The sequence below is a fragment of the Nostoc sp. C117 genome (genome assembly GCF_043099735.1).
GTDB lineage: Bacteria > Cyanobacteriota > Cyanobacteriia > Cyanobacteriales > Nostocaceae > Nostoc.
In genome coordinates this window covers 6,270,396-6,283,426 of sequence record NZ_CP170991.1, presented here as the reverse complement: position 1 = coordinate 6,283,426, position 13,031 = coordinate 6,270,396, and the positions used below count along the sequence as shown (strand labels likewise).

Sequence of the window (13,031 nt, the reverse complement as noted above, 5' to 3'; positions counted from 1 at the left end):
TTTTACGAGTTTTGAGATGAACTTAATCCCTTCAATTTCCGAAACTCCTGAACAACATCTTTAATATCCCGTAATTCACCCTCAACTAAATAGTTTAGTTGCCGCATTTCATCTGCCGAAATCTTTCCTGCAAGTGAGGCGATCGCATTTCTTAATTCCGGGTATTTTTTTAATATTTCTTGTCGGACAATGGGCGTAGCTTCATAAGGGGGAAAATATTGTTTATCATCTTTTAAGACAACTAATCCCAAACGAGCAATTTGCCCATCAGTGGAATTACCCGCAACCATATCCACCTGTTTTTGAATCAATGCACGATATATTAAACCCAAATCCATGACTTGAGGAGGTTTAGCAAAATGTAAATCGTAAGTTTTAGCTAATCCAGGAAAACCATCTTCTCGTTCTAAAAATTCATAGCCAAAACCACCGCGCCATTGAGGTGTATATTGAGTAGCTTCGGAGAGAGTTTGAATCTTGTAGCGTTTGGCAGCTTCACCCCGAATAATCATAGCAAAAGTGTTTTGAAAACCCAAGCTGGGCATTACTTGCAGATTGAACTGTTGGGCATAAGCTTGTTTTAATCTTTGATAAACTTCTTTAGGATCGTTAACTGCTTTTTGCTTCAAGATTCCTGTAAAAGCTGTACCTGTATATTCAATGTAAGCATCAATTTTGCCAGCAGTAATCGCACTATGACAAACAAAAGAACCACCCAAACGGAAACGGCGATCGACTTTTAAATTAGTTGTAGCCTCGATTTGCTGTGCTAACAGTTCACCTAAAATATCTTGTTCAGTAAAATCTTTAGAAGCAACGATAATATTAGCACCACTACTACTCTTTAAATTCGGCGTGCAGCTAGTGGTTAGCAGTAATACAGCAAAAGTTAAAAATACAAATGCTAAAAATCTTTTCATTAACTTTTAATTTTTAATTTATTCTCCATCCATCCAATTGCAAAGTCAGCTAATAATGCAATTACCGCCGCTGGAACGGCACCAGCTAAAATTAACTGATCGTTGACTACTGATATCCCGCGAAAAATAAATACTCCTAAACCACCAGCCCCAATTGCAGCTGCAATAGTTGCAATTCCAACAGCAATTACTGTTGCTACTCTTACTCCCGCCAGAATCACTCCCATTGCTAAGGGAATTTCAACTTGTAATAATAATTGTCTATCTGTCATTCCCATACCTCTCCCAGCTTCTCGAATTGCTGGATCTACGCCAGTGATGCCTGTATAAGTGTTGCGAATGATTGGTAAAAAAGAATATAAAGTCAAGGCAATAATTGCTGGGACTACACCAATTCCGGCAATGGGAATGAGTAAACCAAATAGTGCCAAACTAGGAATAGTTTGGAAAATATTTGCTATACCGAGAATTGGTTGGCGGAGATAAGTTTTACGTGTAATTAAAATACCCAATGGAATGCCTACAATTATGGCAATTCCAATGGCAATGCCTACTAAAAATAAGTGTTCTAGAGTATGCTGAAGAATTTCTGGGGCATACTTAACGAGGAAGAAATCTTTCATAAAGCGTTTTTCAGGGAACGCAAACATTGGAGAAAGGCTAGGCTTTCTGGATGTTGCGATCGCATAAATTCATCTGTTGTCCCCAATACTACCAATTCTCCGCCATACATTAAACCAATTCTTGATGCCAAAATAAACGCTTCTTGAATATCGTGGGTGACAAAAACTACTGTTTTGCCTAATTTTTGCTGCAAATGCCGAAACTCTTGTTGAATTTCTAGGCGTGTAATGGGATCGAGTGCGCCAAAGGGTTCATCCATCAACAATACTGGCGGATCTGCTGCTAAAGCCCTGGCTACACCAATTCTTTGTCTTTGTCCTCCCGAAAGTTCATGCGGATAACGCCCAGCAAATTGTGCTGGTTCTAAACCCACCAATTGCAATAACTCATAAACCCGCGTTTTAATTTGTTTTGGTTGCCAACCTTCTAAAGAAGGAACTAAACCCACATTACGTTCAACTGTAAAATGGGGAAATAAACCAATTTCTTGAATTACGTAACCAATCTTGCGCCGCAGTTTAATTTCATCCCATTGAGTTGTGGGAATACCATCAAATAAAACTTCGCCTTGTGTAGGTGTGAATAGACGATTAATTAACTTCATTGTTGTAGTTTTACCGCTACCACTGCGCCCAAGTAATACCAGTGCTTCTCCTTGTTGGATGGTGAAATTGAGATTTGACACCAATGGGCGATGATTGCGGCTAAAGGTGACATCACGGAATTCGACAGCGGTTTGGTTATTTTGCGGCATGAAGCGATTTAGATTTTGGACGATCAAAAAGTTGATACAAATTACGTTATTAGGGTAGCAGATAACGGGTTACAGTTGATGCCACAAATCAAGCAAATTCATGATTTAGAGCGTTTGAAGACGATTTTATGGCATATTGTAACTGCAAATAATCTAGAAGAACTACAATAAGTCTTGTAATTTAAGCAGATAGTTACACGGGAGCATCTCACTTTTGTAGAAAGCTTTTTCAACCTCACCCCAACCCTCTCCTTGGTAAGGAGAGGGAGCAAATATTTTGTTTCCCCCCTTACTAAGGGGGGACTAAGGGGGGTCGATTTAGGGTGCATTTGCAAAACTAAGATGCTCCCTAGTTACACATTATTCATTTCCTAGATAAGCTTCAATTACAGCCGGATTATTTCTGACTACAGATGGTTCACCCAAAGCAATCAACTGTCCAAAATCTAAAACAGCAATGCGATCGCACAAACCCATTACTAATGGTACATGATGTTCAATCAGGACGATTGTTAAATTAAACTGTTCTCGCAGACTACGGATAAATTCACTCAATTGCTGCTTTTCGTTGGTGTTCATCCCCGCAGCAGGTTCATCTAGGAGTAATATTTGCGGTTTTAATGCTAAAGCGCGCGCAATTTCTAAGCGACGTTGATCGCCATAGGCGAAGTTTTTCGCTTTTTCATCAGCGCGATCGCTCAAACCGACCATATCCAATAATTGTAAAGCTGTTTTTCTGCTTTTTTTCTCTTCCCGACGAGCTGGTGGTAATCCTAAAACTCCTGTGAATATATTACTTTTATTATGCAGATGTCGGGCAATTATGACATTTTCTAAGGCTGATAATTCACCAAATAGGCGAATATTTTGAAAAGTCCGGGCGATACCTAAACCTGCAATTTGATGGGGGCGTAGCTGGGAAATATTTGTCCCTTGATAGCATAATTCTCCACTAGAAAGTGGAATAAAAGCTGTAATCAAATTAAACAGTGTTGTTTTCCCAGCACCGTTAGGGCCAATAAGTCCAAAAATCTCATGTTCATTCACTGTAAAAGATACATTATTTACCGCAACTAAACCTCCAAAGCGGCGAGTCAGTGATTTTGCTTCTAAAACTATGTCATTTGTCATTTGTCTCCAGTCTTCTGTTTATTAACTTGTCTGTTTTGATATCTTGAAAATTAACTTTATCAATATCCTTTTCAGCTTTTTCAAAATGTCTGGAGTCACAAATCCTTGGGGAAAAAATATAGTTCCTAAAACTATTAAAATACCATAAATAATTAATCTTCCATCGCGTAAAAATTGGGCTAACCAATTTGGAAAACCCTCTACATCAGCTATTCTTCGCAAAATTATTTCTAATAAGACTTTTAATACAATAGCACCTACCACTGAACCTAAAAATGTTCTAGAACCACCAATTAATACAATGGTTAAATAAGTAATACTGGCATCAAAAGTACCTTGTCTCGCATTCCAAGTATTGAGAAAATGAGCGCTGATTACACCTACAGTTCCGGCAAGAATTGCCCCTAGAGTAAAGGCTAAAACCTTATAGTAAGTGGGGTTAATTCCCATTGCACTGGCAGCTAATTCATCTTCACGAATAGCAATAAATGCCCTGCCTGTACGAATGCGTTCTAAACGGTAAAACAACACCATACTAACTAACAGTAATGGCAAGGCAATCCACAAGTATTCAAGTTGTGTTTGGAAAGGTTGAGGAATCCCAAAAATCCCGACAGCGCCGCCTGTAATATCTAGATTTAAGGATACAACTCGCAAGACTTCGACAAAAGCAATAGTAGCGATCGCTAAATAAATTCCCCGTAACCGTAATGCCGGAATTCCCACTATTACAGCTAATATACCAGAGATTAAACCAGCAATCAACATCTCTAATAAAAGTAATGCAATCGGAAATAAATTATTATTAGATGGGAAAACTTTTAAAAGTAATGGAATCGGAAATAAAGTATTACTAGAGGTGAAAACTTGTGTAGATAAAATTGCTGCAATATATCCACCTAAAGCATAGAATCCAGGGCTAGCCAAAGACAATTGCCCAGCCATCAGCGGCAAATAAAGCGATAGTCCTAATAAAGCCTCCAATACCATATAGACTATTGGTGACTCATAAGTAGAGAAAAATTCAGACATTGTAAAATATTTTGATTAAGCTATCACTTCGATCAATTCTTAAGCTGTTAATATTTGCTCTGCTGTCAGCGCCAAGTCAAGAAAAGTTCGTGACACAATTCGTTCAGAACCTCTAAACTGTGTCCTTTGATATTTTCCCTCAGCATCTAGTAGAAAAACAAACACAGTCGGAACTTTGGGATTTCCCAAATACTCTCTTAAACCAATTGCCAAATAATCTACAATCCAATATTCTGTAATACCTAAGCGTTGATATTCATCTAATTTATCAATGTAGTCATCTTCCCAATTAGTTGATGTTACCTCTATAGCTAACTGGATTGGTTCTTCAAGTGCAGAATAAGCAGAACGATTTGAGCGCCATACATCTTTATTTATGACACTTACATCAGGCTTGCGCCCTTGTTCTATTCCATTAGCAGTTATAGTTCTAAAAACTGCTGTGTTATGAACTACATAATTTATGTTTAGTCGCCTAATTTCATCATTGAAACCAAACAATAGAAACTTGGCGACATCATTATGATTTCTGGTTGCACGCATTTCTACAATTTCTCCATCCACAAGTTCATATAAACCTTCCTCTGGACACTCTTCCAAAAATTGGTCAAAAGTTAATTTTTGTTTGGTGTATGTTTTCATAGGGCTACCTATCTTTAAACTTTCTGAATAAACCGACGACCTAGCAAACCTTGGGGTCTAACTAATAACATGATAAATAATATTCCATAGGCTACAGCGTCTTTATAACCAGAATATTCCGAAGGAACAAAAGCTTCAACTAATCCAATGAGTAGTCCTCCTAAAACAGCACCAGGAATACTACCTAAACCACCTAAGACAATTACCGCTAAACCTCTCAAACCAAAGGCAATGCCGAAATATGGACCAGCAATACTAACACTAGAAGCGACTAAAGTTCCCGCTAATCCTGCTAAAAAACTGCTGATAAAGAAGGTTAAGATGATAAAGCGATCGCTATTAATGCCTAACAAACTAGCAGTGGTTGGATCTTCGGCGATCGCTTGCATTGCTTTACCATATTTAGTGCGATTGATAAAATAGCTGAGAATTGCCACAATCACGACTGATACAGCAAAAATTACGATCTGAACGGTGCGAATCGGAATCTGCTTTTCTTCAGTACCAAAGTTAATAGAAGGCGGTAAGTTGCCATAAGTATTTGCTGGGTATGTGTAACTTTCTGCACCTACTAAATATTGGATTAAGTTCACAATTACCACTGCTACTCCCAAGCTAGAAACAACAGTTAGTAAAGGATCGGAGCCTTGACGTCGTAGCGGTTGAAAGGCAACTCGTTCCATCACTACCCCTACTAATCCCGCCAAGCTACTTCCTAAAATCAAAGCTATAGCAAATGGTAATTTTATTGGCAAGGCTGCATTAGCTAATAAGCCGTTAAATCCAAAGTTACCACCCATGAGTGCATAAGTGAAATATGCACCCAACGTAAAAATTGCTCCATGAGCTAAATTAATGATGCCCAAAATAGAATAAACTAAGGTATATCCTAAGGCGAAAATTGCATATACACTACCAATGGATAAACCATTTAATAATTGCTGTAAAAATAGACTTATATTCATTTAGCAATTATTTGAGGAATGTAAATTTACCTTGACTGCCATCTTTTTGCATTTTGATTTGGGCTACATAGAAATCTTTTTGAATCACCTCACCTACGGGAGTAAAACCAATTTCACCCAAAGGTGTATTGTATCTTCCACTAAGTATCTGTTTGTTTAATTGTGTCCGTAAATCTGGTAGTTGTAATTTATTAACTTTGCTCTTTTTATCTAAAGCTTGAAGAGCTTCAACATAAACTTGTACTGCTGCAAAAGTTTGGGCACTAAATTGGGGTGGTTCTTTTTTATATTCGTCAGCATAGGCTTTGCGAAATGCCGCGTTAACTTCCCCTGGATGTTCTGGACTATAGGCTTGAGCAATCAATAACCCATCACAAAGTGCTTTACAAACGGGCAATATATTCGATGTATTTAAACCATTACCACCAACAATTAAACCTTTATAACCAAGTTCTCGTAACTGTCGGACTAAGTTACCACCATCAGCAGCTAAGCCAGAAATAATAATTAAATCTGGTTTGAGGTTAATGGTATTGGTAGCTTGGCTTTGAAAATCTGTATCACTAGTTTGGAACTTTTGTACTGTTACTAATTCCAGGCTTTGATCCTTAACTGTTTGCTGAAAAATCTCCGTTTCTGATTTACTAAATGCATCATTTTGGGCATAGAAAACGGCGACTTTTTTAAGCTGGGGATTTTGTTTAAGTGCAGCTTTTACCGAATTAGGAGCGACAACAGAGACTGGTGCCGAAACACGAGCCACATAATCACCAATTTCCGGAATATTTTTAGCAGTATTTGATGGACCAATAATTGGTACTTTAGCACGATCGGCAATTGGATCGGCACTAAAGGCTTGCTGTGATAAAGTTGGCCCTACAATACCAACAACTTTATCTTTATTAATTAAAGTTTGAAAAGCATTAATCGCTCCTGCTTCATCCCCACTAGTATCTTGAAACACCAATTTAATTGGAGTGCCGTTGACACCACCTTTAGCATTAAAATACTTTTCGGCAATTTTAGCTCCAGCAACTTCTTCTTGACCTAGTAATGCTACATTGCTAGTCTGGGCAACAGCAATCCCAATAGGAATAGCACCTGATAATGTACCTGTTGTTGCTGCGGCATCACTCGCAGTATTATTGTTAGTACTATCTGGAGGATTTTTAACAGTACTATTGCCACCACCACAGGCTGTCAATAGTAAAGTACAAGTTGATAATAATGCTGTTATCCGAGGCAAAATCTTTTTCATCGTTAAATAATCATGTAGCTATTAGATAGGTTGCAAAAGCTATTAGTAAAGCCCACATTTTCCGAAGAAGATGAGACAAATTTACACTTTTGCAAGAATTATATTAAATCATTTTTATTTGACCATATAAAGACAAATATTCAAAGTCTTTGTAAATACAAATTATTCTAGTAGGGAATAATTTTATCATTCCCAGGTTAAACCGAGGAATGTAGTACTAAATTCTTATGATTCTTTAACTATTCTGACTCTTGAATTCTGACAGACTCTCAAGCCTTTTTTTCGTTACCAGCTAATTCTTTTGATTCGTAGTGACGACAACCGTTACATGGTCCGTCGGGATTTACGGCACAGCGGATGTAGCCAGATCGGGCATTAAATTTGCAGCTGATGTCGCCAATAAGGTAGCCCACCCCTTCTAAATAATAGCGATCGCCTTCAACCGATGTAATCAGGTTTCGCCCTTCCCGGACTCCTGGAAAATTCATGGCTGCTTGTCTCATCCGTACACGCGATCGCGATCGCGTTTTCCGGATCGCCCACAGGGAAAACAGGGACGGTAAAAAACCAATGGCAATCACTAAAAGTGTCTTTAACACCTTCTTTTTACCTCTTTTGAGCGCTGATCGATCGTCCCTGATGTTGCACTCTGGTTTGACGAAGTGCAAATCTGAGAGCAAATGTGCCTTTTCACTACCATAGTTGGTTGCAATTAGCAATTGCAGTGTGGTATCAGGCAGTTTTGAGAATATGTTCCTTCTACCACTTCAATCAGCATAACTGTTACAACCCAAGAGCTGGGTTACCTTTAAATGGCGATCGTTTTAAGATTTGTTGACTAATGACTTTTTGAAGAATCGTTTTGTGTCAACTTCAGTCACATTCTTGTTTTTTCTGTGCTGCTGGGACGCTAATCTTTTTTTGGTTTGCTGACGAAGTTGCTGTGCTAGTAATGCTGCTTCCCTTTCTGCTCGGAATAAATCAACTCTTCGCGTCGTCAAAATAAAAGACTGGTCTGATTTTTGTCTTACCCAGGGGACGCTAACTGCCAAATACTGACAAATGTTTTTGTATGGCTTCGGCTTCAAGAGTGGGTAACGTTCTTGACTATTGAGTGTGTTAGTTATTGCCTTCAACTCAAGTATTGCGGCTTCTAGCTCTCCTGCTATGTGGTTAATACGTTCAACTTGCGCTGTTAAACGTTCCCGTTCACTAATGATTTTTTCCTCTTGGGGTTGCAGTGGCACTATACCAGTAGTCATAGATGTCGGCTGCAACAACGAAACTTTTCGCAAAATAGGGTTTTTGTAGCTGTCTGCGATTTTTTTCATACTACCTCAAGCAACGTTAGCTGACTTCTAAGGCATTGTAGCAGCAAAATAGTACATTTGTACTGTATGTTTTTGTATGCTGAGGTTGTTTCTCAGAGATAAGCAGTAATTATACTATCTTGCGTATAATTTAAAACAATTGATAAAATTTTACAGAGTTAATTGGGTAACCCGATCCAGAGAAAGAATATGACGAATAAATTTACCTGATGACTGATGACTGTTAACCGTTAACCTTTATTCAAGATACAGGACTGCTATTTGATTTTGGAAAAGACACGTAGGCTGTGTCGCTTGGAGATTTTTTTATTGGAAGTATCTTAGTAAAGGGAACATTTATAGGTATAATTTTTTGTAACATATCTGAATTACTATACTGTAAAGTTGTAGTTATTAAACACGTCTAGACGGCTTCTGTCTCTGTAGCTGAGCCAGTGGGTTGGGGAGCCACTGGTCTGCAATTTTTACTTGCTAAGGCTAGTCAAGTAATAAATTAGACTTTAAAAACATCCTCTTCGCTGACATTAATTTTGATAAAGGTATTTTATGCCTGAGAATCTTGAAAACCATCTTCTCAAAGAAATTCGTAAGCTGAAGCAGAAAAACAGAAAACGCATTATTCGTAGAATTGGGGTGCTTTTGCTGCTTGTAGGTATAGTGAGTGGGTTTATATATTTATTTTTTCAAGATAATTATATCTGGAACTTAGGTAATTCAGCTATTAGTGGAACAGTACTTTTATTAATTTTTTTAGTATTGATTGTTGTGGGATTTTTATTTATTTATCTAACTAAAGATAGAGTATACTTAGTTCGTTACAATTTTCCTGTATTTTCTGAGAAAATTAGTCGTTTAAAACGTATTCCACCTAAATATTTATTAGGCTATACTCTACTACTAATAGCATTAATTGATGTAATTAATCCGTCTCTAATTCTTAACCAAATTAATGGTTTAGTCAATTTTATAGTATATAAGCCTACACCTCCCACACTAAGTTCACCTTGGCCGTGGAAAGATAATACAAAGATTCATCCAGTTGTTGCCAATATCCCATCTAATATTGAAACAACTATTCAATCTGTTGCTAAATATATTTATCAACACGAATCAGACCCGTATTTACGAATTAAAGCTATACATGATTATGTTATTAGTCGAGTTACTTATGATTTAGAAGTGCTGAAAACAGGAATACGACCGGATCAAGATGCTCAAACTGTTTTTTCTACTCACAAAGCAGTTTGCGAAGGCTATGCTAATCTATTCATGGCATTGGGGCGAGCTATGGGTGCAGATGTTGTTTATGTCAGAGGTAAAATTCGTCGAGACTTAGCCCCTATAGACTTAATTCCTAAGGTTTTTAGACTGTTATATTCTGATTATGATTGGACAAATCATGCTTGGAATGCAGTCAAAATTTTAGATAATTGGCAATTAGTTGATACAACCTGGGACGATGGTGATTCTAGCGAATTTGCCGATTCATATAGTGCAGATTATCTCATACTTCCTCCTGAAGTTATGAGCATAAGTCATTTTCCTCAGCAATTAGATTGGCAACTTTTACCACATCGTGAAGACTACAATACTTTTGAGCAAAAGCCAATTCTGTCACCTCAGTTTTTCACCGAAGAATTAAAGCTAATTTCCCCAACTGAATATCGAACAAAGGTTCAAAAAGTCGCTGCCATTAAAATTGGTAGCTCTCCAAATTACCACAAAAAAATTGTTGCCCTATTTACTAAAGCACAAAAAACTGAGTCTTCATTGTGGGATTTACCACTATCTCTTAATTTACTAGAAGATAATCAAGATACCCAAGCAAAACTACAAAATTTTAAAAAATGCCAGAGTCAACCTAATGCAGGTGGAGAAACTGAAATCTTCTGTCAGTTTCTAGAACCAGGAGATTATGAAGTTTTGGTATTCAGTCTTGGACAAAAAGTTAGCTTTCTAGGTCAACTGAAATTTAATGCTCAACCGCGCTAAAAGTCAGAAATAGCTAAATCTTGTTCATCCAAAAATGTCTCTGTATGGTATATGTAAGACACGGTAATCCTAGCAAGGAACTGTAGATTTAGTTGCAGAGGTACAGCGGCAGTGGGTATTGTAGTTGAGAATGTCTCCAAGCAATTCGGAAGTTTCAAGGCAGTCGATCAAGTCAGTTTGGAAATTAAGAGTGGTTCGCTTGTTGCGTTACTTGGGCCATCTGGATCGGGTAAATCTACTCTGTTGCGGTTAATTGCAGGTTTAGAAATGCCAGATAGCGGCAAAATCCTTCTTACCGGCAAAGATGCGACATATCAAAGTGTGCAACAGCGGAATATTGGCTTTGTGTTTCAGCACTATGCCCTATTCAAGCATCTGACTGTGAGGCAGAATATTGCCTTTGGCTTAGAAATCCGCAAGGCACAACCAAAGAGAATTAAAGGACGGGTAGAACAGTTGCTAGAATTGGTGCAATTGAGTGGACTAGGCGATCGCTATCCATCACAACTCTCCGGTGGTCAAAGACAGCGGGTAGCATTGGCAAGGGCGCTGGCAGTAGAACCTGAAGTTTTATTGCTAGATGAACCTTTCGGCGCACTTGATGCTAAAGTCCGCAAAGATTTACGGGCCTGGTTACGCAACCTTCATGATGAGGTGCATGTTACCACAGTTTTTGTTACCCACGACCAAGAGGAAGCAATGGAAGTCTCCGATGAAGTTGTGGTGATGAATAAAGGTCGCATCGAACAGGTGGGAACACCAGCAGAAATCTACGACGATCCGGCTACGGCATTTGTGATGAGTTTCATCGGCCCGGTGAATGTATTGCCTAGCAGTTCAAAAATTTTTCAACGCAGCGGGTTTGATGCGCCACACCCAGAAGTGTTTTTGCGTCCGCAAGATGTGATTTTGGAAACTAATGCCAATGATGCTACTACGCCAGCTATAGTCAGTCGGTTGATACATTTGGGTTGGGAAATTCAGGTAGAATTAACTTTCGATGACGGCCAAGTAGTGACGGCGCATTTAACACGCGATCGCTTTAACCAATTAGAGTTAGAGCCGAAACAGCGGGTGTATGTAAAGCCAAAGGATGCAAAGTCTTTCCCAGTCTCTTATTCAATTTAGACTTTTACCAGTTTCTTAACCATGAAAACTCCAGACTAATAGCTGAAATTCCACAGTTATTATTTTGGAGTTACAATTTTATGCCAGCTTTAACGCCAAGAGTGCAAATATTCTTTGCATTTGATTTTGATTGGCAAATTGGCTCTTAATAGAGTTCGCTACAATTACTATAGTTTGCGTTTTCAAATTTTTGAACAACTCTAACATTTAAGATGGTTATGCGTTTTCCCATAATTACTGCCACTTTCATGGCTACAACCGTCAGTATAGGAACACTTTTGGGCGTTGCAGCTCCAGCCTCAGCTCAAGAGATAATCACTTGTTCCAGCCAGAATAATCAGAGGAACACTTGTGCAATAAATACTAGAGGCAGAGTGAGGTTTGTTAGACAATTGTCTAATGCCAGTTGTAGAGGAAATTGGGGCTATAGGAGAAATCGTATTTGGGTGAAAAATGGTTGCCGAGCGGAGTTCTCAGTTGGCAATCGGAGAAACGACAGATATGACAGATAGTCAAAAAGATGACAGCAGGGAGAAAGGATGAAACTCTTGGGGTTACTAAATCCAAGATGAAAATAACTTGATGGTCGTTGACTGTTAACTGTTAATCGTTAACAGTCATCAGATAAATGTACAAATTAAATGCGTAACAGTAGCCGCGATTTCTAATTGCCTGGTATATTTGCTACAAGAAAAATAAGCACTATGACGTTTAAACTTGTTTAAGGAAGATTTGCTGATTTGCCAAACAAAACCAATGTCTGAACAAAAGCCCTTAAGTCCCTGGAATTACAAACCTTGGTGGTGTCAACCGTGGTCTATACTGCTCACAGGTGTAACGCTGATTAGTGGTAGCTGGTTAATATTTAAAACTATCTGGGTAACAGTTCTTGTCTCTATCCCTGTAGCGACGTGGATGGGATTTTTTGTGTTGCTTTGGCCACAACTAATTATTCGCAGTGGTATTTTGGAATCTTATAGTAATCCTAAATGATTTTTATAAGAATTCTGAATTTTGAAGTAGAGTAGGCTAAATATCTCACCAGTATTTCTTGTATGTCGACGTCTCGCCTCGCCCCACAAGATTTATTCCAGAAAGATACTTCGGAGGACAAGGACAGGAACCAGAAGGGTATTGAATGCCCCACGTGATTCCAAGCCACTAAAAAGTAGTGGGCTTAGGGAATTCCAAGAAATAAATTATCCCGCTTAAAGTTGCTGACTGTTGACTGTGAGCAGTGGGATATTTTTTATG

Annotated in this window: 15 protein-coding genes; 5 read left to right on the top strand and 10 right to left on the bottom strand. The window is 38.4% G+C overall.

Translation table 11 applies throughout. The features are described from left to right. Window positions 1-2: 2 nt before the first annotated feature. From ACFG4S_RS26945 to ACFG4S_RS26935, 3 genes are read right to left on the bottom strand one after another with little or no spacing between them, the layout of a single operon-like run. A complete protein-coding gene (locus ACFG4S_RS26945) occupies window positions 3-920 on the bottom strand; it encodes a glycine betaine ABC transporter substrate-binding protein (RefSeq protein WP_392531996.1) in 918 nt (305 codons plus the stop codon). Next, window positions 920-1,543 carry an ABC transporter permease gene (locus ACFG4S_RS26940; RefSeq protein ID WP_392531995.1) on the bottom strand — a complete coding sequence of 208 codons (624 nt, stop codon included), beginning with the start codon at window positions 1,541-1,543 and terminating at the stop codon, window positions 920-922. Before ACFG4S_RS26940 ends, ACFG4S_RS26945 begins: the two co-directional genes overlap by 1 nt. Next, window positions 1,540-2,298, bottom strand: coding sequence for an ATP-binding cassette domain-containing protein (locus ACFG4S_RS26935; protein WP_392531994.1), 759 nt, complete (start codon window positions 2,296-2,298; stop codon window positions 1,540-1,542). The genes ACFG4S_RS26940 and ACFG4S_RS26935 overlap by 4 nt, the downstream gene beginning before the upstream one ends. A gap of 15 nt (window positions 2,299-2,313) precedes the next feature. Between ACFG4S_RS26935 and ACFG4S_RS26930 the strand changes: the two genes are divergently transcribed. Further along, the gene (locus ACFG4S_RS26930) at window positions 2,314-2,469 is read left to right on the top strand and encodes a hypothetical protein (protein WP_392531993.1); all 156 of its coding nucleotides are present in this window, start codon (window positions 2,314-2,316) and stop codon (window positions 2,467-2,469) included. Window positions 2,470-2,658: 189 nt separating this feature from the next. Here ACFG4S_RS26930 and ACFG4S_RS26925 read toward each other — a convergent pair whose 3' ends face one another. From ACFG4S_RS26925 to ACFG4S_RS26895, 7 genes are all read right to left on the bottom strand, one after another. After that, window positions 2,659-3,429, bottom strand: coding sequence for an ABC transporter ATP-binding protein (locus ACFG4S_RS26925; protein WP_392531992.1), 771 nt, complete (start codon window positions 3,427-3,429; stop codon window positions 2,659-2,661). Between the two features lie 21 nt (window positions 3,430-3,450). Continuing rightward, a complete protein-coding gene (locus ACFG4S_RS26920) occupies window positions 3,451-4,461 on the bottom strand; it encodes a branched-chain amino acid ABC transporter permease (RefSeq protein ID WP_392531991.1) in 1,011 nt (336 codons plus the stop codon). 39 nt (window positions 4,462-4,500) lie between these two features. Beyond that, window positions 4,501-5,103, bottom strand: coding sequence for a Uma2 family endonuclease (locus tag ACFG4S_RS26915; protein WP_392531990.1), 603 nt, complete (start codon window positions 5,101-5,103; stop codon window positions 4,501-4,503). 14 nt (window positions 5,104-5,117) lie between these two features. Further along, on the bottom strand, window positions 5,118-6,068 hold the full coding sequence (locus tag ACFG4S_RS26910; protein ID WP_392531989.1) for a branched-chain amino acid ABC transporter permease: 951 nt from the start codon (window positions 6,066-6,068) through the stop codon (window positions 5,118-5,120). Window positions 6,069-6,075: 7 nt separating this feature from the next. Continuing rightward, window positions 6,076-7,326: an ABC transporter substrate-binding protein gene (locus ACFG4S_RS26905; RefSeq protein WP_392531988.1), complete on the bottom strand. Its 1,251-nt coding sequence runs from the start codon at window positions 7,324-7,326 to the stop codon at window positions 6,076-6,078. Window positions 7,327-7,595: 269 nt separating this feature from the next. Further along, complete coding sequence (locus ACFG4S_RS26900; RefSeq protein ID WP_392531987.1) at window positions 7,596-7,925, bottom strand: DUF6464 family protein; 330 nt, start codon at window positions 7,923-7,925, stop codon at window positions 7,596-7,598. 225 nt (window positions 7,926-8,150) lie between these two features. Beyond that, complete coding sequence (locus tag ACFG4S_RS26895) at window positions 8,151-8,657, bottom strand: hypothetical protein (RefSeq protein WP_392531986.1); 507 nt, start codon at window positions 8,655-8,657, stop codon at window positions 8,151-8,153. Window positions 8,658-9,203: 546 nt separating this feature from the next. Here ACFG4S_RS26895 and ACFG4S_RS26890 point away from each other — a divergent pair. From ACFG4S_RS26890 to ACFG4S_RS26875, 4 genes are all read left to right on the top strand, one after another. Then, window positions 9,204-10,649 carry a transglutaminase domain-containing protein gene (locus tag ACFG4S_RS26890; RefSeq protein WP_392531985.1) on the top strand — a complete coding sequence of 482 codons (1,446 nt, stop codon included), beginning with the start codon at window positions 9,204-9,206 and terminating at the stop codon, window positions 10,647-10,649. A 111-nt stretch (window positions 10,650-10,760) separates the two neighbouring features. Further along, window positions 10,761-11,777: a sulfate/molybdate ABC transporter ATP-binding protein gene (locus tag ACFG4S_RS26885; protein ID WP_392531984.1), complete on the top strand. Its 1,017-nt coding sequence runs from the start codon at window positions 10,761-10,763 to the stop codon at window positions 11,775-11,777. 212 nt (window positions 11,778-11,989) lie between these two features. After that, on the top strand, window positions 11,990-12,289 hold the full coding sequence (locus ACFG4S_RS26880) for a DUF3011 domain-containing protein (protein ID WP_392531983.1): 300 nt from the start codon (window positions 11,990-11,992) through the stop codon (window positions 12,287-12,289). Window positions 12,290-12,533: 244 nt separating this feature from the next. Continuing rightward, complete coding sequence (locus tag ACFG4S_RS26875) at window positions 12,534-12,770, top strand: DUF6737 family protein (protein WP_392531982.1); 237 nt, start codon at window positions 12,534-12,536, stop codon at window positions 12,768-12,770. The last annotated feature ends 261 nt before the right edge of the window (window positions 12,771-13,031 follow it).